This is a genomic window from Paraburkholderia largidicola (assembly GCF_013426895.1).
GTDB classification, from domain to species: Bacteria; Pseudomonadota; Gammaproteobacteria; order Burkholderiales; family Burkholderiaceae; genus Paraburkholderia; species Paraburkholderia largidicola.
In genome coordinates, this window is sequence record NZ_AP023175.1 from 990986 (window position 1) to 1013075 (window position 22090).

Sequence of the window (22090 nt, forward strand, 5' to 3'; positions counted from 1 at the left end):
ATCGCTCTAAACGCGCAGGCCGATGAAGCGTTGACGCGCTTTCTGCTGCCTTCTGCATTCTTGACAGTTCTTTACGAGAGCCGCTCATTGCGCTTCAAATCCGTGCATTTTTCAATGCAGTACCGCGTTGATTTGCACGACATCCGAGAGGCTCAGCATCGACGCGTCCGCCTTCAGCTGGATCAACGCGACGAGAGCGTCGTATCGCGCGGCCGACAGGTCGCGTTGCGTGGCGTAGAGCATGTCGATGGCGCGCAACACGTCGGTGCTCGTACGCGTGCCGACCTTGTAACCCACGCGCGTTGCCGCCAGCGTCTCGCGACACGACACGAGCAGATGCGTCAGCATTTCCACCCGCGCTCGCCCCTGTTGATAGCGCGCGTAGTTGTCGCGCGCCGACGCATAAGCGGCACGCGCTGCCGCCGCTAGCGCATCGCGGGCCTTGTCCTGCAGCGCCTGCGTTTCACGCACCTTCGACTGCATCGCGCCACCCGCAAACAGCGGAATCGAGATGGAGAGCATGCCCGTCGCGGTCGTGGTCGGCCGCGCGTAGCCGGATGCGGCGCCCGCAGGCGTGTAACTGCCCGTCGCATAAACAGTGGGATAGTGCGCGCCTTCGGCCTTGCTGACGTCGAGCTTCGCAATCTCCCAATCGAGTTTTCGTTGCTGCACAGCGTAGCCAGTCTCCTTCGCCTGTGTCGCCCAGGCGTCGCTATCTTCCGGCACGAGGCGCGGCAACGCGAGCGCGTCGGGAAGTCCAGCAAGCGCGTCGAACGGCACGCCTGTCATCTGTTCGAGCGCGCGGCGCTTCGCCTGCAACGCGCTTTGCGCGTCGGTCTGTTGCAGCGCGACTTGCTCACGGGTCGTCATGGCCTCGCGCAGATCGACGATGGTCGCCTCGCCCGCCGCGCGATTGCGCTGCAGGATCTGCATATGCGCATCGACAGCGGCAGCGTAGCCGGCCGCCCGCCTGATCTCGTCCTCCGCCGCGAGCTCGTCGAAATACGCGCGCACCCCGCGCAATAGCACGCTTTGCTGAGCAAGGTCGACATCGACGGCGCCGCGCGCTTCAACGAAGTCCGCCTGACGGTAGGCCGACAATTTAGTCCAGTCGAACAACGGCTGTGTCAGCGAGACCGTCCAGCCGTTCTGCCAGTACGACGTCCTCGGGAAGCCTTGCGTCGCGATGCTGTTGTAGCTACGCCCCCAGCCGCCCGACACTTGCGGCAACAATCCCGCGCGCGCCTGTGGCACGGCCTCTTTCGCCGCTTCATACGCGGCGCGCGCCTGCGCAAGATCGGCGTCGTAGCCGAGCGATTGCTGAACGACGGTCACGAGATCGGCAGCATGCGCGCCGATGCTCGTCACGCCTAGCGCCGCCGAAACGAGACAAGCTCTGAATCTACGCATGTGACGGCTCGGCTGCAGCGGAGTGATCGGGACTGTACGACTCGCGCACCAGCGCGCCATCGACGAGCCGGTAACGATGCTCGAACGTCGACGCGAGCGACATGTCATGCGTGATGACGACGACCGTGCAATTGAGTCGTTGCAGCAGTTCGCCGATGCGCCTGACGGAAACGGGATCGAGATTCGACGTGGGCTCGTCGAGCAACAGCAGGCTACGGCCCTGATAAAGCGCACGGGCAAGCAATAAACGCTGCCGCTGGCCTGCCGAGATGTTGGCGATGGTGTCGCTGATGATCGTGCGGGTGCGCATCGGCAGATGCATCACATCGTTCCATAGACCCACGTCTTCGAGCACCGCTTGCAGGCGGGTTTCATCGACGCTTGCCGAAAACAGCGACACGTTGTCCGCGATCGAACCATGCAGGATCAGATCGCCTTGCCGCATATGCGCGGCATGTCGACGGATCTCGTCGACGGTGAGGTTCGGCCATGCGATGCCGTTCAGCGACATGTGTCCATGCTGAAGCGGCTCGGCTGCCGAAATCAACTTGAAAAGCGTCGATTTGCCCGCTCCCGATGGGCCCGTGATCGCAATCTTGTCGCCTGCGCGAATGGCAATGCTGGCATTGTTCAGCACCGGCTGATCCGACACGCCGTAGCTGAACGTGACGTCGCGAATGTCGATACGCTCGAACGTACGGACTTCCGTCGCGCGCTGGGTGTCGGCAGCAGGCGTATAGCGTTCGCCCTCGCATTCGACGATGTCATCCACGCGAGCAACAGGCACGCTCAGCATGAAATATGAGAACACGCCGTTGACGGTATGTGCGAAACGGTCCGACATCAGCGACTTGTAGATCAGAAACGAATAAAACACGCCAACCGAAATCTTTCCGCCGAGCATCAGCCGCGCCGCCACCCACGTGACCGCGATAGTGTCCGCATATTGCACGGCCTTCAGGAAGGCATCGCGCGCGCTCGTCAGACGGTTGCCCATCAGCAACGCCGCCACGTACTCGCGATATTTCGTCAGGAAGATTGCCGTGCGCCGCGTTTCGCCCTGCGCGAGCTTGATCAGCGAAGCAGCGCGAATGGTTTCTATCAGGGCGTCGTCGCAACGCGCCGAGGTCTCCAGCACGAGCGCGTGGTTGTCGCGCATGCTCGCGAACATGCCGACCGCAATCGACAGATAGATGGCGAACATCCCGAGAGCCACGGCCGTGAGCATCCGGCTCTGGATCAACATGAGCGCGAGCGCCAGCAAACCGACCGTCGTATCGACACACATCTGCGTGAATGTGCGCGTCGCCTGCAGGCTGATTTCGTCATGCGCCTTGACGCGCGCAAACACATCGCCGACATGCCGCTTCTCGAACCATGAAATGGGATTGCGCAGCAAATGCCCCAGCAGCCCTTCCGTCGCGGTCACCCTCACGCGCTGGTGCAGCAATTCGAGGAGCCGCGCCTCGACATACTGGCTCAGCGCGCCGACTGCGAAAATGCCCGTGAACGTCAACACGAGCACGTTCAGCAGATTGACGTTGTCCGCTGCGACGACGTAGTCGAGCGTCAGATTGCCGAGGTAAGGCGCAGCGAGAATCGCGAACTGACTGCCGACCATGACGAACATGACTTTGGCGAGATGACGCCGCAAGTCCGCGTTCAGCGCCCGCACGCGTGCGAGCGCTTTCGGCACCTGGAACTTTGCGCGAATGCGCGGCATCCCGGGTGTCGGCGAGCACTCCAGAAGAAAGCCCGATACCGCTGACGCGAAGGTGTCCATCGAAATGCGCCGCCGCCCGGTTGCGGGATCGAGAATCTGCACGTAGCCGCGCCCGCATTTTTCGAACACCACGAAATGCGCGCCGCCGAAATGCAGGATCGAGCCGTGCCGGATAGTCGGTACGTCTTCGATTCCGAAGCGATAGGCCTGCACCGCCAATCCAAACTCGGTGGCCATGTCGTACAGGTCCATCACGGAAAGACCGTTCGCGGAGATAGGCCGATAGGTGGACAACTCCCGTACCCCGGTTGCGCGGCCCAGATGCGTGAGCACCATGGCAAGGCAGGCATAGCCGCATTCCGCGACCTCGTTCTGGTAGATGACGCGCATCGGGATCAGCCTCTTATCGTGCGAAACAGCGGTTCGAGCACCCACTCGGCAATCGTCCGGCGTTCGACCACGATGCTCGCCGTCGCGCGCATGCCGGGCAGGATGTCGAAGTGCTGATTACCGTAATCGAATGTCCGACCGCGCAATGTGGCCCATGCCATGAAGTCGCCATCGCCTGTGTCCTTTGGCGAGGTCGGCGTCACGGGTGGCAGCGACATGGGCGATTGCACCGTCGTTTGCGAGATCGCATCGATACGCGCTTCATATGTGCCGAATTTCACGTACGGAAACGCGTCGAACTTAAGACGTACGATCTGCCCCATCTGCACAAAGCCACGCCGGCGCGATGGAATACGCAGCGCGGCACGTAACGCGCTTTTGTCTTCGGTGGAGATCACGAGCGCGACATCGGCGGGCTCGAGCGAGCGGCCCGGCACAAGGCTCGAAAACATGACGACGCCCGGCTTCGGCGCGGAAATCGTCGAATCCTGACGCGACTGCTCAAAGCGCATCCGGATGTCCTGAATGTCCCGAGCATGACGCGCGTCGTTTTCCTTCAATTGCGCCGTCAGATTGCCTTGCGTGCTGTGCAGCGTCGCAATCTCGCCATTGAGTTGCTGCCGCCGCGCGACGCCTTGCGCGACCGAAATTTTCATCTGATGCGTATCGGCGCTCGCCTGTTCTATCCGGTCGGCCGTCACGTAATCGGATACGGATTGCAGCCGGTTCAGTTTGTGCTCGGCCTCGCCGACGAGTTGCCGGCTTTGCGCGATCTGTTCGTCGAGCGCCACGACTTCAGCGCGGCGGTTGCCGATCGTCGCGTTCGATGCGCCGAGTTGCGCCTCGAGTTGCGCCTTGCGCTGCTGATACTGCGCGTCAGTGGCACGGATCTGCTCATCACGCATCTGCTCGTCGAACGCTGCGCGCTGACGGCCATCGCTTGCCAGCGACAGGTCACGCTGCACGCGAAAAAGCGGCATGCCCGGCGTGACGCGTTCGCCGGCATGCACATAGACGGACGACACGAGTCCGCTCAGTCCCTGCACCTTGACATCGGACGGCGAAACAATCTCGCACTGCACGTCCTGCTTCAACTCGACCTCATGCAGGAAACCGAAGGCAACGGCCACCACGACGATGCCAGAGGCGCCGTACGCGATCCATCGCCACGGCACATCCTTGAACTGCGGAAGGCTGGTTGGTTCCATTTTGATCTGCCCTATGAGTCATGCTCGCGCCGGAGATGGCGCGCTGCGTTCTTATTTGGCGGGCGCAAACGCATACAGCGAGGGATGACCTGCGACGAGCGAGCGCTCGAAGTTGCCTATGAGCGCCTGCTCGATTTCGCGCGCAACGCGCAGCGACGCATCGGGCTCGCCGAGCCGTATGGGCTCGAGCAAAGTGCCAGCGAACCGGCCGTGCTCGAAGCGCAGATAGAACGGCAGGAGGATCGCACCCAGCGGCCCGCCCATGCGAAACACGCCGTTGTGAATCCGCGCAGCGCGGCCGAACATCGACACGCCGACCGTTTCCATTGGATAGCGATGCAGCGTGAACGGCGGCACGTCGGCGAAGATGACGACCACGCCGTTGCGCCTGAGCGAGCGCGCCACCTGCAAGCCGAGGCCGGAGCGGTTGTCCTGATCGTAGGTGTACAGCACATCGAGGCTGGGAATCATCGCATCGTCACTGCCGTAGATGTCGCGCGGCACGCCAGAGACCACGCCGATCCTCGCGAGTCCAAGCTTCGCGCGTAAATCGTCGATCACATAGATGTTTGCGTACTGCGATACGAAGTGAAACGGCGACACGATGAACGGACTGCCCGGCGACTCGCGCCTGAGCTGCGCGATGGTTTGCGCAAGCTCGCCGGCAATACGCTGAAGATCGGGCCAGGCCTCATCGAACCGGCGTTGGCGTCCGAAGTGCAAGCGCTGGTCGATCAATTTCTCCAGCGCGCCCGCGGCGAGCAGGCGGCTGCAGCGCGGTGGGGCGATGTTCATTACTTCGCGTGCGAAATCGGCCCGTTCGCGCGCAAGTGCGCGGCGGTTCACGTCGACCGACGCTCCCAGCAATGCGGATCCAACGGCAATCGGCTCCAGCGCGGCAAGGGGAACACGAGACGCCACGACACGCAGCGCGGCAAGCCGCGCGCGCCGCACTGCGCGGCCAAGCACACCTCGCGCACGCGACCATTCCTGCCGCCACGACACCAGATTCATAGCTTTATTGTTTTGAGTTTCGGCAGTTCGTTACTGCCTTTGGCGCAGGCGCACTCGAATGCACACGGACATGCAGATAGACGACCACTTGCGTCGCGAAGCGCAAAACCCCACGCTGGCGCGTGGGGTTCGTCTGACATCACGCCGCTACTATCCGCCACCGCAACGCCAGCTCACCACAGCGTCCCGTCGGCGAACACTGGCCGCGATCAGCGCTTGACGACGACCGTGATCGTGTTGGTGCTCGAACTGGTGCTCGTGCTGGTGCTCGTAGCGCTCGACTTGCAGCAGCCGCCAGCCAACGTCGCCTTTTCCAGAACACTGCGCTCTACTTTCTGCATTTCATTTTCCTCGTAGGGTTATAAAGGAACTGCCTTACTGCACAACTGACGGGTCGATCCCGTCACCACTTCAAGCTTGCATCACGCCTCGGTATTTCACTCCGGCATCCGGCATCGCTAACGGCGACGCCAGTTCACGGCACCGGAGGGCGGCCGTTTCCGCCTCCACCAGATGAACGATTGCCCGAAACGATCACGACTGTGATCGTGTTCGAGCTGGAACTCGAACTGAAGCTGCTCGAACTGCTGGAAACGCTGTAACCGCCAGCCAGTTTCACCTGCGCCAATTCATTACGCTCGATTTTCTGCACCGCCACCTCCTTCCAAAGATGAGACAAAGTCAACGCATTCCTACAAAACCGCCCGGAACACTCTGTCAGTACTTCACGATTGCAACGTCTTCACTTTCACGCGGCGATGCATACCATCCGGTTATCGACACCGGCGGCGGTGCTGCCGCGCTCATTAACATCAGCCTGGCCGCGCCATCTGTCTGGTCCGCAATCGCGACGTTCGATGCAATGTTCTGTTCGACCGAATATGCTCTCGCTCTCACGACGACCGGTGCACCATCCGTCGCGGACCAACTGTCCGGGTTTATTGCTCGAAAGTACTCGAATGACGCGACGCCGCTCGCAGGTTCGACGATTTGCGTCACTGCACTGACCGCCGGCCGGATCCGGGTGGCCGAAGCGCGATGCGCGTGATGTTTTGTTCGCACGACATGCATCACCGAATGGCGCCACCGATATCTGCTGCAACTGCGCAGGCAATGCTGGCAATGAAATGCAGCGGATCTGCATGCGGTCTTCACTCTGATATCCCGAACCTCTCTGGATGACGAACATGTGGCAGCAAGCCGATTCGCTCTCGCGCTCACGTTTGTACTCGTCATACCCACGGCCAGACCGAGCATCGCAAAGCACAAAGTTAATCTGGTCGGCACTGCCATTTTCGATTTCGACTTTCTTTCCAGGACACTGGTTGATACCCGATACGAGGACCAGATTATCCATACCGATCCTCAATTCGGTAATCAGATTTCTTCGATATTTCGTAGGACTACGCGAATACATTGAAGAATCGTTCCAATTTGCAACTTGCTCACATTTCATTCTCTTAGAAGATTTGATCCGTAGCCGAATCGCAGGATAGAATCGTCCGACCTGAGAGGCTACTCACTTCGACAATTGCGGCTCCTCGCCCCACGCCTCTTCATCGCAGCCGCTTTGTATCCGAGACCGCTTTGCTTCAGAACATGAACAACAATCGCGAGTTCAGGGTTGCCATCGCCGACGACCATCCCGTCATTCGACAAGCAGTCGTCAACGCGATCGAAAACCTGCCGGGTTTCGCTGTGGGCGCGAATGCACACTCCGGCCAGGAACTGCTCGACCGACTCACCGAGGGAAGCTGGGATCTGATTGTCACGGACCTGTCGATGCAGAGCACGCGCAGCGAAACCGACGGGCTCAATCTGGTCGCGAGTTTGTGTAAAAGGCATCCATCCGTGCCGGTCATCGTGTTCACGATGCTCAACAATGACGACGTGCTGCTGAGGCTATCCCGGTCGGGCGTCGCCGGCATTGTGGACAAGTGTGAAGGGATCGCGGAGTTTCAATCGGCGATTCTGCAAGTGGTAAATCATCAGCGACCATTCTTTTCGGAAAGAATCCGTTCTCGCCTGCGGCTACGTTGCAGCCATGCCGTCTCGCAAGGCGGCGCACACACGCTGACGAAGAAAGAACTGGACGTGATACGGTACTTCGCTGCGGGCGTAGCGTTGACGCAGATCGCACAACGGGTCAACCGGTCCATCTCGACCGTTGCGACCCAAAAGAGCGCTGCCATGAAAAAGCTCGGTCTCCAGACGAACGCCGACCTGGTCAAATATGCGCAGGAGAACGGGCTGATCTGAGGCCAACATCGCCGTGCGCAGGAGAACCGCGTGTAATGAAAAAAAGAAAGGGCCGCCCGCATGATGCGCGCGGCCCTGTTTTCTCAGCAGATGCAGGATGTGTCAGAAGTTGAAGTTATCGATATTGCTCGCGTCGAAAGTCGTCGGCGGTCCAAGAATGATTTCGCCTTGCGCGCCGATCGTGCGCTTGCCGAGTTTGCCCGCGTCGAACGATTCGCCTTCCTTGCCCGTGATCGCGCCCGACGCAAGACTTGCTGCCGCATACGCCGCGAGATAGCCCAACTGACCCGGGTCCCACAACTGGAACGCTTTCACGGTGCCGTTCTTCACGAACGCGCGCATCTGGTTAGGCGTGCCGAGACCCGTCACTGCGACCTTGCCCTTGCTCGACGAGGTCGAGATATAGCGCGCCGCCGCCGCAATGCCAACCGAAGTGGGTGCCACGATCGCCTTCAGGTTCGGATACGCCTGCAAAAGCCCTTGCGTCTCGACGAACGACTTCTGGTCATCGTCGTTGCCGTACGCGATCTTCACGAGCTTCAACTTCGAATACTCGGGCTTCTTCAGCTCTTCCTGCATCCACTTGATCCACGTGTTCTGGTTCGTCGCGTTCGGGGTGGCCGACAGGATCGCGAACTCGCCCTCGCCGCCCATCAGCTTCGACACGAGCTGGATCTGCCCGCGCCCGATACTCTCCGCGTTGGCCTGATTCACGAACAGCTGACGGCCATCGGGCGCCGTGTCGGAGTCGAACGTCACGACCTTGATGCCTTGCGACATCGCTTTCTTCAGATACGGCACGAGCGCATTCGCGTCGTTCGCCGCGATGACAATGGCATCCTGACGCTGCGTCGTCAGCGTGTTGATGTACGACACCTGCGACGATGCGCCCGCATCCGACGGACCCACCACCTTGCCCTGCCCCTTGAACTCCTTGATCGCGGCCATGCCGCCGTCGTCGGCGATGACCTCGTATGGGTTGTTGATCTGCTTGGGCACGAACGCGATCTTCAGGTCCGGCTTGATGCCGGCCGCCGACGCGGCAACGCTCACGCCCAGCATGGCCGCGCAGAGCATCATCGCTCCCGCGTGACGCAGTGGTTTGTTCATCTGTTGTCTCCTGGTGGTGGATCGGACTTTTGGTGTCCGGTTGAATTAAACGGCATCACGTACGGCAGGTGTTGACGACTTACGAAGCACTCGGCTTTGTCAACGTCTGAGCGGCGATCAGCTTGCGGTCGCGCATCGCACGCCAGCGCGCGACCAGATTCGGAATCAGCACCGATGCGAGCAGCAGCGCGCCCGTCACGATGGTCAGCGTCTCGCTCGAAACATCGTCGAGCGTGAGCGCATTCTTCAGCACGCCGATGATGAGCAGCGACAGCAGCACGCCGACCATCGACCCGCGTCCGCCGAAAATGCTCACACCGCCGAACAGCACAGCCGCGATCACCGACAGCTCGAAGCCTTCGCCATTGTCGCCACGCGCGCTCGTGAAGCGCAGCGTGTAGACGATGCCCGCCAGCGCGCTCATGAAGCCCGACAGCATGAAGAGACGCATCCGCACTTTCGCGACCTCGATGCCGGAGAACGCGGCTGCCGTCGAGTTCGCGCCGATCGCATAGAGGCTGCGGCCGAACGCCGTCGCCTGCAACAGCACGGTGAACAACACCGCGCAAACGATGACGATCACGAACGGCAGCGGAATGAACGTGCCGAACAGCGTGTCCATGCCGAACGCCGTGTAGCCCGCCGGAAAATCCGCGACGGCCTGATCGCCGAGCAGCACGTAGGACAGCCCGCGAAACAGCGCGAGCGTGCCGATCGTGACGGCGAGCGATGGCAGATTCAGCTTCACGATCACGAGCCCGTTGAACAGCCCCGCGATCACGCCGAACAGCAACACGAGCACGATCACGACGGGCATCGGCAAACCCATGTGCCACAGAACACCCATCAGCGCGCTCGACGCGCCGAGCACCGACGCTACGGAGAGGTCGATTTCCGCCGCGACGATGATCAGCGTCATCGGCAACGCCATCAACGCGATCTCGGTGAGGTCGGCGAGTACGTTGCTGAGATTCGCGCCCGTCAGGAACACGGGCGACAGCACGCGCCCCAACCCGAGCGAAAGTATCAGTACGACGACCAGCAAGGTTTCCCAGCGCAGCGGCGTTTCGCGCTTGCGCGTGAGCAGCGCGGAATCGGGTTTAGCCATGATCGCGTTTCCTCATCATGCGTTTGGCGACGGAGCGGGCCAGCAGCGTATCGGCGGCAATCGCCGCGACGATCAGCGCGCCTTCGATAGCCTGCTCCCAGAACGGCGACACGTGCAGCACGACGAGCGCGATGCTGATGACGCCGAGCACGAGCGCGCCGAGCGTCGCGCCGAGTATCGTGCCGACACCGCCCGTGATCGCGACACTGCCGACCACGGCCGCCGCCACCACCTGCAGTTCGATGCCTTTCGCGGTGCTCGCGTCGACGGTGCCGAAGCGCGCCAGCCACAACGCGCCCGCAAAGCCCGCTATCGCGCCTGACAGCAGGAAGCCCGACATCACGCGCCGTTCGACGTTGACGCCAGCAAGACGCGCCGCTTCCGGGTTCGAGCCGATCGCGTAATGCTCGCGGCCCGCGCGGAAATGCTTCAGATAGAACGACAGCGCGAGCAGCACGGCGGCGGCGATCAGCGCGAGCGTCGGAATGCCGAGCACGGTGCCCGTCGCTAGACGCGAGTACGCTTCGGGCAGGCTCGTCGCGTTGATCTGGCCGCCGTGGACCCACGCGTAATCGGCACCTCGGAAAATGTAGAGCGTCGATAGTGTCGCCACCAGCGACGGTACGCGCCCTACCGCGATCAGCAGCGCATTGATGCCGCCCGCGACGAGCCCGATCGCGACGCCCGCCACCAGCGCGACCAGCACGGGCATATGCGGAAACGCCACATACAGACTGCCGACGGCATACGCGCTGATGCCGACCGTCGAGCCAATCGACAGATCGATGTGCCGCATCAGGATGACGACCGTCATGCCCGCCGTCAGCAAGCTGACGATCGACACGTTGAGCAGCACGTCGCGCAGATTCTGCAGATTCAGAAACTGCGGCCGCGCGAGCGACGTACCGAGTATCAGCAGAATCAGCACGACGAAGAGCGTGGTCTCGCGGCTCTTCGCGATCGTCCCGACGATACCGCCGGGTCCCGAGCGCGTGCGTTGCATCGGCGTGTGTTCGATCGACGCCGCGTGTGAATGAGTCGAATGCCGGATCATGCTGCGCGCCCCAGTAATGCCGCCGATTGCCCGAGTGCCGCGCTCATGATGCGCTCTTCGCTCGCATCGGCGCGTGAAATCTCTGCACTGATGCGGCCTTCGTGCATCACGAGCACGCGGTCGGCCATGCCGAGCACTTCGGGCAGTTCGCTCGAAATCATCAGCACGGCCATGCCTTCCTGCACGAGTTCGGAGAGCGCGCCGTACACTTCGGCTTTCGCGCCGACGTCGATGCCGCGCGTCGGCTCGTCGATGATCAGGACTTTCGGGCCTGTCGCGAGCCATTTGCCGAGCACTACCTTCTGCTGGTTGCCGCCCGACAGTGTGCCGACGGGCGCTGAGGGATCGCTGGCCTTCAGGCGGAGGCGCGTACCCCAACGCGTCGCGAGTTGCGTCTCGCTGCGCGTCGAGATCAGGCCGTGGCGCACGAGGCGTCCGAGCACCGTCATCGACGCATTGCGCGCGATGCTCAACTCCAGCGCCAGACCTTGCTGGCGACGATCTTCGGGCACGAGCGCGAGGCCTGCACGCACGGCTGCGGCGGGACTGCCCGTCTTTAGACGCTTGCCCGCGATCTGCACTTCGCCCGAATCGATCGGATCGATGCCGAAAATCGCGCGCGCCACTTCGCTGCGGCCCGCGCCGACCAGACCCGCGAGCGCGACGATTTCGCCTGCGCGCACGTCGAACGACACGTCCTTGAACACGCCGACCCGCGTCAGGTTGCGCACCGACAGACGCACGTCGCCAGGCTTCACATCGGCTTTCGGATAGAACGTTTCCAGATCGCGCCCGACCATCTTCGCGACCACGGATTCCGTCGTCATCTCCGAGGTCGGCGCATCGAACACCTTCGCGCCGTCGCGCATGATCGTGACGTGCTGCGTCAACGCAAACACTTCGTCGAGCCGGTGTGTGATGAACAGGATCGCAACGTCACGCTCGCGCAGCTTGCGCACGATCGTGAACAGCCGCTCGACTTCCGGCAGCGACAGCGCCGCCGTCGGCTCGTCCATGATGAGCACGTTCGCGTTCAGCGACAGCGCCTTGGCAATCTCGATCACCTGCTGATCGGCGATCGACAGACCCCGCACGAGACGATCCGCGCGCAGATCGACGCCGAGCGACGCCAGCAGCCCATCGACTTCGCGGCGCATCGCGTCATGCTGAATGCGGCCGAAGCGATCGACGGGCTGCCGTCCCATGAAGATGTTCTCGGCAATCGACAGATCGAAGAACAGCGTCGGTTCCTGATAGATGACGGCAAGACCCGCGTCGCGCGCTTCGGCGGGTGTCGCGAAACGGCGCTCGACGCCGTCGATGCGAAGCTCGCCCGTATCGGGCTGATGCACGCCTGCAAGTATCTTCACGAGCGTCGATTTGCCCGCGCCATTCTCGCCGAGCAGCGCATGCACTTCGCCGGGCCAGAGCATCAGTTCGCCGTCCAGTAGCGCGCGCACGCGCCCGAACGTTTTGCTGGCATGCCGCAGTTCCAGCCGCGGCACATCCTGAGTATGTTGTTGCACGCTCTCCTCCTTGATGCTGCGACTGCGTGTTATCTGATGCTTCAAATGCGATACAGCCGTTCGGCATTGCGCGCGAAGAGCGCGTCTTTCTCCGCATCGCTCGCGTCGCCGACGATCGACGCATAGGCGCGCCACAAATCGCCATACGAGCCGAACTGCCTGTCCACCGGAAAGTTCGAGGCGAACATCGCGCGATCGACGCCGAATGTGTCGATCGTTTCGAGCACGTAAGGCCGCAGGCTTTCGGTTGTCCACTTGTGATCGAACATCGCCAGACCGCTGATCTTCACGGCGACGTTCGGACATTGCGCGAGCGTCTTCATTCCTTCGCGCCACGCGCGATATCCTGCGACGCTGTTGCGATCGACGAACATGCCCGTGTGATTGACGATGAACTGTGTATCGCGATGTGCGTTCGCGAGTTCGGCGGCGTCTTCCATCTGCGACGGATAGAGCTGCATGTCGAACGACATGCCGTGCCTGCGCAACAAGCGGACGTTCTCGCGCCACGCCGCCTCGCGCATGAAGTGGCGGCCGACGTAGTCATACAGCTTGTCGTGATGCACGTTGAGGATTTGCCGCACGCCGCGCGTGTTGGCGAATGCTGCATGCGCTTCGAGCACTTCGGCGGCGTTATCGGCAGCGAGATCGACTGCGGCGACGATTCCATTCGGCATCGAGCGGGAGCCCGCAGCATCCGCCACCGATTGCAGCCAGCGCGTCTCTTCGACGGGATCTTTCGGATCGTGATTCGCCTCGACGTGCACGCACTTGAGCAATTCGATGTCGCCCGCGTCTTTCAGCAGATCGGCGATCAGGTAGTCATGCTTGAGCACGCGCGCATCGCCCACGAACGACACGCCGGGATTGGCGAGCCACGGGTAATGATGCGTCTCCAGATCCCACAGGTGAATGTGCGGGTCGACAACTTTCATGGCGCGTCCTTCGTCGCCGGCGCGCGTGCGCCGCGAGCGTCGCGAATCAGTGGAAGGGGTGCTGCAGTTCAAATACTGGAACCAGCACTTGCTGGAGCGGTGTATGGTCGGGCGCCGTCTGCATGATGTCGGCCATGTAATCCCACCATTTGCGCATCACGGCGAGTTCGGGCAGACGCTCCATCGAATGATCGGCGTCGCGCGTCAGTATCGCGAACAGATGGTGCGTGTCTTCGTCGAGAAAGATCCGGTAATCGCGCACGCCTGCGTTGTGCAGTGCGTCGACGAGTTCCGGCCAGATTGCCCGATGCCGGCGCTCGTACTCGTCGCGCATGCCGGGGTTCAGCACCATCCGGAAAGCGATTGTCTCCATGCCGGGCTTGTCTCCAGTGTCTTTGATCACTTGTTCTTGCCGCTCTCTAAGGTAGCGTCTTGATGCGACTATAATTCGGGCGTCGATAGCATCTCAATCCGTTGTTGGGATTGGGCGATACTCAAACCGAATCGCACCGCTGATCCTCCATGAGCCAGAACGCTGCCAGCATTCCCCTCGTCAACCGGCTCAAGTTCAAGCATCTTGCGCTGCTCGTCGCGCTCGACGACGCACGCAACGTCCATCAGGCCGCCGATGCCATCAACGTCGCGCAGCCGAGCGCGAGCCGCATGCTGGGCGACATCGAAGAGGCGCTCGGCTTTTTGCTGTTCGAGCGCAACGCACGGGGTATGCAGCCTACGCCGCTCGGCGTCGTCACGCTTGCCTATGCGCGTCGCGCGCTGGCGGATCTCACGCGTTTTGCCGAGGACCTGGACGCGAAGCGCAAGGGCGGGCATGGGCAATTGACGGTTGGCGCGATCATGGGCGCCGCGCCCGATCTGCTGGCGATGGCCGTCGCCGCGCTGAAAACCGAACGGCCGTTGTTGCATGTGTGCATTCTCGGAGAAACCAGCGATCAGGTGGTGCAATTGCTGCATCGCCGCGAGGTCGATCTCGCGCTGGGGCGCTTGACGAATCCGTTGCAGCATAACGATTTCAGTTTCGAGCCGCTGGCGCGGGAGACGTTGGTGCTCGTCGTGCGGGCCGTGCATCCCGTTGCCGGGCGGGGTGCTGTTTCGCTGCGCGAGTTGATGGAGTGGCCGTGGGTGGCGCAGCCAGTTACGAGTCCGGCCCGTATTCTGTTCGAAGAAGAACTTGCCCGGGCGGGGCTTGGGACGCCTGCCAATCTCACCGAGTGCGCTTCCATATTCGCCACGCTGCAGTTGCTCGAGAACTATGATGCGGTGGCGATGTTGCCGGAGTCCGTGGTGCGCGATCATGTGCGCGGCAAGTTGCTCGTTGCGTTGCCTGTGGAGATTGGCAAGAGCCTTGCGGGGTTTGGGATTCTTACTCGTAAAGAGGAGGCTCTGGCTGAGCCGGCGCAGCGGTTTGTTGATTTGCTTCGGGTGCATTCGCAGCGCCTTGCGGGGGTGGATAACCTGGCGGTTGGGGTTTGAGGGTTTTTCGTTGTTCGGGTTTTTTGGGGCTTTTGCGCTGGCATCCGCGTGATGTTATTGGTCCGCTAGCGTCGCCCCTGTGCGGGGCGGCACCTACTTTTCTTTGCCGCCGCAAAGAAAAGTAGGCAAAAGAAAGCGGCTCACACCGCCAATCCTTGTTCCTGCCTGAGGGCCCCCGAAGGGTCTTACGCTTCACACGGCAACGCCCTGGTTCGGGTCCGTTGCCAACGTTCTCTCTGTACGCCTCACCCACTTCACGCACCTGCACTACAACCCGCTGTGCCAGACAGTCCACGGCCGCCCAGGTGGCAAACTGTGTGTAGGCCCCTGGTGCTCCGCACGCCTCACTCCGAACCGATAGCGCACGCGTCCCACCTGTAGGAGCGCCACGCCATACGACACGACAACCTACACACAGTTTGCCACCTGGGCGGCACATACCATTCGTTGCCGTTTGCACGAGTACGGGTATTTGAAGCGGGTGAGGCGTTCATTCGAAGCGTTGGCAACGAGCACCGGCGAGGGCACTGCCGTGTGAAGGATGGGGACGTTGGGGGCCCGTGGATAGGAACACGGGCTGGCGGTGTGAGCCGCTTTCTTTTGCCTACTTTTCTTTGCGGCGGCAAAGAAAAGTAGGTGCCGCCCCGCACAGGGGCGACGCTTGAAGCACGCTAACAAATCGCGGATGCCAGCGCTAACACAAGCAAACCACCCAGCGTCGCAGACACCAAAAAAACCCCTACTGCAAATTCACGAACAACCCACCGTCGACCAACAAAGCAGCGCCAGTAACATACCTGGCCCGATCAGAAGCAAGAAACACCACACAATCCGCCACATCCTCCGGCTGCCCCAGCCGCCCAAGCGGAATCCGCTTCTCGAAGTAAGCCTTCTTCGCCTCATCGCCGAGATCCTCGGCATTCAGATCCGTGGCAATCGTGCCAGGCATAACAGAATTACACCGTATCCCATAAGGCCCAAGCGCAATCGCGCAAGACTGCATCAGCGAATGCACACCCGCTTTAGTCGGCGTGTAATGCGTCTGCATCCCCCCACCAACGAGCGCACTGATCGAACTCGTCGCGACAATCGCACCGCCCGTGCCCTGCGCCTTCATCTGCTGCGCAGCAGCCTGCGTGACAAAGAACGCGCCGTTGAGATTGACGGCAACGGTCGTCTCCAGCACATCGGCAGGCATGTCGAGAAACGCATGAAACGGACAGATGCCCGCATTGCTGGCCAGCACATCGACCTTGCCAAATGCCACGACCGTGCGCCGCACAAGCTCAGCCCCCGTCTCCTTCAACGCGACATTGCCCTCGACGGCAATCACCCGCCGCCCCAGCGACTCGATCTCGCCGACCACCTCTTCGACCGCGGAGCGCCGGTTATACGATGCATCGTTATCGCCCCAGTAGTTGATCGCAACATCGGCGCCCTCTTTCGCACACGCCACGGCAATCGCCCGCCCAATACCGCGCGAGCCACCCGTAACGATCACCGCCTTGTCTTTCAGCAGCACATGCTTCTCCGTTCAATGTTGGTAAGGCCGCTCGAGCGTGCACTCGGGATTCAGCCGCACGCCGAAGCCCGGCGTGTCCGGTACCTTCATGCGGCCGTTGACAGGGACCGGCTCGTCGAGCAGCAACGGCGTGAACATCGGCACCACCTGGTCGGCCTTCGGCGCCATCATCAGAAACTCGGCGAACGGCGAGTTGTGACGCGTGACGACGAAGTGATAGCTGTACACCGACGACCCATGCGGCACGACCATCACGTTGTGCGCGTCGGCGAGTGCGGAAATCTTGATCAGTTCGGTAATGCCGCCGCACCAGCCCACGTCCGGCTGGATCAGATCGCAGCAGTTCATTTCGAGCAGCATCCTGAAGCCCCAGCGCGTCGCCTCGTGCTCGCCCGTCGATACCATCATGCCGCGCGGCACGTTGCGGCGCAGTTCGGCGTAACCCCAGTAGTCGTCAGGCGACAGCGCTTCTTCGATCCACTTCAGGCCATATTCGTGCGCGGCTTTCGCGAGCTTCGTCGCATACGGGACGTCGAGGCTCATCCAGCAGTCGTACATCAGCCAGAAGTCGTCGCCAACGCGGCTGCGCATTTCCGCGAGCTTGTCGATGTTCTTTCTGAGCCCCTCCTCACCTTCTGCCGGATTGTGCTGCAAAGGCAGCTTGCCGCCGATAAAGCCCATTTCCTTCGCAAGGTCGGGCCGCGCACCCGTCGCGTAGAACTGCAACTCGTCGCGCACCGGGCCGCCCAATAGCTGGTACACCGGCTCCTTGCGCACTTTCGCGAGCAGATCCCACAGCGCGAGATCGACGCCCGAAATCGTGTTGAGCACGACGCCCTTGCGTCCGTAATAGAGCGTCGAGAAGTACATCTGATCCCACATCTTCTCGATGTCCGTCACCAGTTGTCCTTCGAGGAAGCGCGCCAGATGCTTCTCGACGATGAACGCGCCGATCTCGCCGCCCGTCGTCACCGCGAAGCCGACCGTGCCGTCGCTCGCCTCGATTTCGACGACCAGCGTCCCCAGCACGTTGATGCCGAACGACCGCCGGCTTTGCCGGTACTGCGGATAACGCGCCATCGGCGTCGAGATGTGATCGTCGATCCAGTGTCCGTCGGCCTGATCGTGATAGTCCGCGCCGCCGCCGCGGACGACGAAGGCACGCACGTGCCGGATAGTGGGCATCGCCATGTTCTAGAGCTCCGTTCGTGGGTTGGGAGCGCCTCGCGTGTCAGCGGGCGCGATGAATGGGTTGCGGGAAAGCGGGTGCGTCGCGCGCCGTGTCGCGGCGCACCAGCGTGCCGATCAGCAGCGCGGCCAGCAAACTCGCTGCGCCGAGCAGCAGCAAGCCCGCCGAGGTCGACTGGAACGCATGCTCGGCGCTCGTGCGCAGCGTCGGTGCGATGAACCCGCCAAGGCTGCCGAGCGAGTTGATCAACGCGATGCCACCTGCGGCCGCCGCGCCCGTCAGGTAGCGCGTCGGAAAGGTCCAGAAGAGCGGCTGTGCGGCGATGAAGCCGCTTGCCGCGCAGCACAGCGCGATCATTGCCACGAGCGGACTGTGCGTCGCGCCCGATATGCCGATCCCGCATCCGGCAAGCACCAGCAGCGCGACCGCCCAGCGCCGGTGCGTGCCCGTCGCGTCGGCGCGGCGCGGCACGAACCACGTCAGCGCGAGCGCGCAGATCCACGGCACGGCCGCCACCATGCCGACGCGCAAGCCGACCGACTCGCCCATCAGCGCCGCGACCTGCTGCGGCAGATAGAAGATCACGCCGTACACGCTCATCTGGATCAGCAGATAGATCGCGGAGAACAGCAGCACGCGTTTATCGACGAGCGCCGCCAGCAGGTTGCGCGGGCCGTGCGCGGACGCGGCGCGCGCATCGTCGTCGAGTGCCGCGCTCAAGGTCTTGCGCGCTTGCGGCGTGAGCCAGCGCGCGTCGTCGGGCCGATCGTCGAGATAGAAGAACGCCCACACGCCGACCACCGACGCCAGCCCGCCTTCGATCAGAAACAGCCACTGCCAGCCCGCGAGATTCATCGCGCCGTGCAGATCGAGCAGAAAGCCCGACAGCGGACTGCCGAACATGAAGGCAAGCGGCGCGCCGAAATAGAACACGCCGACCGCACGCGCACGCGCCGATTGCGGAAACCAGCGCGTCAGGTAATAGATGACGCCCGGAAAGAAGCCTGCTTCAGCGACGCCGAGCAGAAAGCGCAGCGCATAAAAGGTCGTGGCCGTGTGCGCAAGACTCATTGCCGCCGACACGATGCCCCACGTGACCATGATCCGGCACATCCAAAGCCGGGCGCCGACGCGATGCAGCAGCAGATTGCTCGGCACTTCGAACAGCGCATAGCCGACGAAGAACACGCCCGCGCCGAATGCGAACGCGGCGTTCGAAATGCCCGTGTCGTGCTGCAAAGCCTTTTGTGCAAAACCAATGTTCGCGCGGTCGAGGAACGCGAGCACGTACATCAGCAGCAGGAACGGCAACAACCGCCGCATGACCTGGCTGACGATGCCGTCGAGGGTGTCGCGCGTTTCGGACGAGGTCCCGTTCATCATGTCTCCGTGTCGCCTTCGTGCGAAGGCGCGAGCGGCATGCGTGTGCCGCTTTCGTGCGTCGCTTTCGCTTATGTTTGCTATCGCGTCGGGTGCGACGGGTCTAATACGTCGCGCGGCCGCCCGACAGATCGAACACGGCGCCCGTGCTGAACGCGCAGTCTTCCGACGCGAGCCACAGGATCAGCGATGCCGCTTCGTCCGGCAGCAGGAAGCGGTTCATCGGAATCTTCGACAGCATGTAGTCGATGTGCTCCTGCTTCATCGAATCGAAGATTTCGGTTTTCGCGGCAGCGGGCGTGACGGCATTGACGAGGATGTTCTTCGTCGCGAGTTCCTTGCCGAGCGATTTGGTCAGGCCGATCAGTCCGGCTTTCGAGGCGCTGTAGTGCGATGCGTTCGGATTGCCTTCCTTGCCCGCCACGGAAGCAATATTGACGATGCGCCCGTAGCCCTGCTTCAGCATCTGCGGCACGACTGCGCGGCATGCGAGATATGGGCCGATCAGATTCACATCGATGACGCGGCGCCACATGTCCGGTTCGAGTTCCCATGTCGTGCCGTTGCCGCCTGTGATGCCGGCGCAGTTGATCAGCACGTCGATCGCGCCGTGGGCGGCGAGTGTCTTGCTGACGGCGGCGTCGATCTCGGCTTCTTTGGTTTGATCGACGGTGACGGCTGCGACCTTGCCGAGTTCGCTGAGCTCTTTCGCACTGCGCTCGAGCCGCTCGCTGTCGACGTCCCAGAGCGCCACGGCCGCGCCCGAGCGCAGCGCGCGCTGCGCGACCGCGTAGCCGATTCCCCGCGCGCCGCCTGTAACGACGACGACACGGCCCTCCAGATCGATCTGATTCATTGCTGCGCTCCTTGTTTTGCTCCTGATGCGGGATGGTGCTCGCGCATTTGTCGTTGTTGGGGGCCGGGTTTGGGGTTGCGGTTGGGGTTGGGTTATGGGCCGCCCGTGTACGCAATATAAAGCGGCGGCCGATACGGGAACAATCCGACTGTTGGATGGGGTGATAACAAAAGTGAATCGAGGGGCGCCTGGGCGGCGCGGATGGGGTTGGGGTTTTCTTGCTCTTGGCTTTGCGCGGGCATCTGCGGTTTGCCTTTGCGTTGGCGGTTTGCCTTTGCGTTGGCGGTTTGCTTAGCGCTGGCATCCGCGTTTTGCCTACGTGCTTCAAGCGTCGCCCCTGTGCGGGGCGGCACCTACTTTTCTTTGCCGCCGTGTACAGACTGGAGACATGGTTGACACATGTACAGGGACATCGCTGACACATGATGGTCAGGGTTTTACTGTCTTCAGGTCAAGTTTTGCGACTCGCTGATGGGCAAACCAGAGCTCGATCACTCCGTCTTCGTTTTCGCTCGGGCGGGCTGCCACCTGCAGCCCCTTGAGCGCAATCGAGAGCTTCACTTTCTCGCCTCGCACGCGCACCACGCCGCTTGCATTGACCTGTAGCACTTCATCGCCGCAACCGTATTCGGGCTCGGGCAGCCGCTCCGGCATCCTGCGCAGGCTGCACGCGTAGCGGGTGACCGGCACCGCCATGTCCAGTGCCTCATGCGGACGCTCGGTGTTGTACACCTGCCGCCAGCGATCCAGTACCTGCTGCACGTGCGCGTGCGTGGTGAACGTGTGCCGCTCCAGCACTTCGGCCTTCAGCGAGCGGTGAAACCGTTCATCCTTGCCATTGGTCTGCGGGTGATACGGGCGGCTATAGCTCACCTGGATGCCCAGCCGGATCAGCCAGACCGCGAGCTCGGTGAGCTGCCCCGGCGCACTGGGCGAGCCCCACGGCGCGCCGTTGTCGGTGTTGATGCGCGATGGCAGCCCGTAGCAGCGAAACGCCCGCTCAAGCTCTGCCTGCACGATCCCGGTGGTGGTGCGCGCGCAGGCGCTCAGCACGATGTTGTAGCGCGAGTGGTCATCGATGACCGTCAGCGGCGCGCAGCGCCCGCTCTCCAGCGTCGGGAAGTCGCCCTTGAAGTCCATCTGCCACAACGAGTTCGGATGCTCGTGCTCGAAGCGTTGCCAGTGCTGGCGCTGGCGGGACGCCTGCTCGTCAATGAGCCCGTGGCGTCGCAGGATCTCGGTGATGGTGGCGGGCGCGGGAACCTCAATCTGGCCCAGATCGCGCAGGCGCCGTGCGATCTTGCGTCCGCCCCAGCCATGCTCGCGGCGCAGGTCCAGCACCAGTGCCTCGATGTGCTCCGGTGAGCGTGTGGGGCTGTGATGCGGGCGCCGGGAGCGGTCGGCCAGCCCCTTGCTACCCTCAGACTTGTGGCGGGCGAGCCACTTGTAGCCGGTCTGGCGGGTGATCTTGAATTTACGGCATAGCTCGCTGAACGGGAGCGCCTGTGTGGCGGCCTCGCAGACGAAGTCTTCGCGACGATTCATGGTGTCTTTTACATCCCAGGGCATGGTTGGAATCCGGGCGTTTGATTACCCGAAAGTGTCAGTCATGTCCCTGTACACCTGTCAGCGATGTCTCCAGTCTGTACACCGCCGCAAAGAAAAGTAGGCAAAAGAAAGCGGCTAACACCGCCAGCACGTGTGCCTATCCACGGGCCCCCAACGTCCCCACACTTCACATGGCAGCATTTCTGTTCACGCTCGTTGCCAACGCTTTGAATAGAAGCCTCACCCGCTTCAGGCACCCGCACCAAGGCAAGCGGCGCCGGATGGTACGTGCCGCCCAGGTGGCAAACTGTGTGCAGGTTGTCGCGTCGTATAGCCTGGCGCTCTTACAGGGTGGGACGCTTGCGCT

General features: G+C 62.2%; 20 protein-coding genes. 2 read left to right on the forward strand and 18 right to left on the reverse strand.

What is annotated here, in order from left to right; all coding sequences use genetic code 11:
• Window positions 1–111 precede the first annotated feature (111 nt).
• From PPGU16_RS21040 to PPGU16_RS21065, 7 genes are all read right to left on the reverse strand, one after another.
• Window positions 112–1410, reverse strand: a complete 1299-nt coding sequence (locus tag PPGU16_RS21040; RefSeq protein WP_180724693.1) for a TolC family outer membrane protein — start codon at window positions 1408–1410, stop codon at window positions 112–114.
• The gene (locus PPGU16_RS21045) at window positions 1403–3523 is read right to left on the reverse strand and encodes a peptidase domain-containing ABC transporter (protein ID WP_180724694.1); all 2121 of its coding nucleotides are present in this window, start codon (window positions 3521–3523) and stop codon (window positions 1403–1405) included. The genes PPGU16_RS21040 and PPGU16_RS21045 overlap by 8 nt, the downstream gene beginning before the upstream one ends.
• 5 nt (window positions 3524–3528) lie before the next feature.
• Window positions 3529–4731, reverse strand: a complete 1203-nt coding sequence (locus PPGU16_RS21050; protein WP_180724695.1) for an HlyD family secretion protein — start codon at window positions 4729–4731, stop codon at window positions 3529–3531.
• Window positions 4732–4782: 51 nt separating this feature from the next.
• Window positions 4783–5745 carry a lysophospholipid acyltransferase family protein gene (locus tag PPGU16_RS21055; protein ID WP_243460651.1) on the reverse strand — a complete coding sequence of 321 codons (963 nt, stop codon included), beginning with the start codon at window positions 5743–5745 and terminating at the stop codon, window positions 4783–4785.
• 209 nt (window positions 5746–5954) lie between these two features.
• The gene (locus tag PPGU16_RS43095; protein WP_274599990.1) at window positions 5955–6086 is read right to left on the reverse strand and encodes a hypothetical protein; all 132 of its coding nucleotides are present in this window, start codon (window positions 6084–6086) and stop codon (window positions 5955–5957) included.
• Between the two features lie 134 nt (window positions 6087–6220).
• Window positions 6221–6397 (reverse strand): hypothetical protein, encoded by a 177-nt coding sequence (locus PPGU16_RS21060; protein WP_180724696.1) that lies wholly within the window; start codon window positions 6395–6397, stop codon window positions 6221–6223.
• Window positions 6398–6493: 96 nt separating this feature from the next.
• A complete protein-coding gene (locus PPGU16_RS21065; RefSeq protein ID WP_180724697.1) occupies window positions 6494–7102 on the reverse strand; it encodes a hypothetical protein in 609 nt (202 codons plus the stop codon).
• Between the two features lie 242 nt (window positions 7103–7344).
• On the opposite strand from PPGU16_RS21065, the gene PPGU16_RS21070 reads away from it, so the two are divergent.
• On the forward strand, window positions 7345–8004 hold the full coding sequence (locus PPGU16_RS21070; RefSeq protein WP_180724698.1) for a response regulator transcription factor: 660 nt from the start codon (window positions 7345–7347) through the stop codon (window positions 8002–8004).
• 102 nt (window positions 8005–8106) lie between these two features.
• Here the strand turns inward: PPGU16_RS21070 and rhaS are convergent, their stop codons facing one another.
• The 6 genes from rhaS to PPGU16_RS21100 all read right to left on the reverse strand — a co-directional run bounded on the left by rhaS (window position 8107) and on the right by PPGU16_RS21100 (window position 14110).
• Window positions 8107–9114 carry a rhamnose ABC transporter substrate-binding protein gene (rhaS, locus tag PPGU16_RS21075; RefSeq protein WP_007749456.1) on the reverse strand — a complete coding sequence of 336 codons (1008 nt, stop codon included), beginning with the start codon at window positions 9112–9114 and terminating at the stop codon, window positions 8107–8109.
• Between the two features lie 79 nt (window positions 9115–9193).
• On the reverse strand, window positions 9194–10222 hold the full coding sequence (locus PPGU16_RS21080; RefSeq protein WP_114222464.1) for an ABC transporter permease: 1029 nt from the start codon (window positions 10220–10222) through the stop codon (window positions 9194–9196).
• Window positions 10215–11276 (reverse strand): ABC transporter permease, encoded by a 1062-nt coding sequence (locus tag PPGU16_RS21085; RefSeq protein WP_180724699.1) that lies wholly within the window; start codon window positions 11274–11276, stop codon window positions 10215–10217. Before PPGU16_RS21085 ends, PPGU16_RS21080 begins: the two co-directional genes overlap by 8 nt.
• Entirely contained in the window at window positions 11273–12802 is a 1530-nt protein-coding gene (locus PPGU16_RS21090; protein WP_180724700.1) for a sugar ABC transporter ATP-binding protein, read from the reverse strand. Before PPGU16_RS21090 ends, PPGU16_RS21085 begins: the two co-directional genes overlap by 4 nt.
• 41 nt (window positions 12803–12843) lie before the next feature.
• Window positions 12844–13737, reverse strand: a complete 894-nt coding sequence (locus tag PPGU16_RS21095; protein ID WP_180724701.1) for an amidohydrolase family protein — start codon at window positions 13735–13737, stop codon at window positions 12844–12846.
• A 46-nt stretch (window positions 13738–13783) separates the two neighbouring features.
• Window positions 13784–14110: an L-rhamnose mutarotase gene (locus PPGU16_RS21100; protein WP_180724702.1), complete on the reverse strand. Its 327-nt coding sequence runs from the start codon at window positions 14108–14110 to the stop codon at window positions 13784–13786.
• Between the two features lie 149 nt (window positions 14111–14259).
• On the opposite strand from PPGU16_RS21100, the gene PPGU16_RS21105 reads away from it, so the two are divergent.
• A complete protein-coding gene (locus PPGU16_RS21105) occupies window positions 14260–15228 on the forward strand; it encodes a LysR family transcriptional regulator (protein WP_180724703.1) in 969 nt (322 codons plus the stop codon).
• Between the two features lie 739 nt (window positions 15229–15967).
• Here PPGU16_RS21105 and lra1 read toward each other — a convergent pair.
• The 5 genes from lra1 to PPGU16_RS21130 form a co-directional block, all read right to left on the reverse strand.
• Window positions 15968–16750, reverse strand: coding sequence for an L-rhamnose 1-dehydrogenase Lra1 (gene lra1, locus PPGU16_RS21110; protein WP_180724704.1), 783 nt, complete (start codon window positions 16748–16750; stop codon window positions 15968–15970).
• A gap of 12 nt (window positions 16751–16762) precedes the next feature.
• On the reverse strand, window positions 16763–17941 hold the full coding sequence (gene rhmD / locus PPGU16_RS21115; protein WP_180724705.1) for an L-rhamnonate dehydratase: 1179 nt from the start codon (window positions 17939–17941) through the stop codon (window positions 16763–16765).
• Window positions 17942–17981: 40 nt separating this feature from the next.
• Window positions 17982–19322 carry an MFS transporter gene (locus tag PPGU16_RS21120; protein WP_180724706.1) on the reverse strand — a complete coding sequence of 447 codons (1341 nt, stop codon included), beginning with the start codon at window positions 19320–19322 and terminating at the stop codon, window positions 17982–17984.
• A 100-nt stretch (window positions 19323–19422) separates the two neighbouring features.
• Complete coding sequence (locus tag PPGU16_RS21125) at window positions 19423–20175, reverse strand: SDR family NAD(P)-dependent oxidoreductase (protein WP_180724707.1); 753 nt, start codon at window positions 20173–20175, stop codon at window positions 19423–19425.
• Window positions 20176–20604: 429 nt separating this feature from the next.
• Complete coding sequence (locus PPGU16_RS21130) at window positions 20605–21744, reverse strand: IS481 family transposase (RefSeq protein WP_180720102.1); 1140 nt, start codon at window positions 21742–21744, stop codon at window positions 20605–20607.
• Window positions 21745–22090 lie beyond the last annotated feature (346 nt).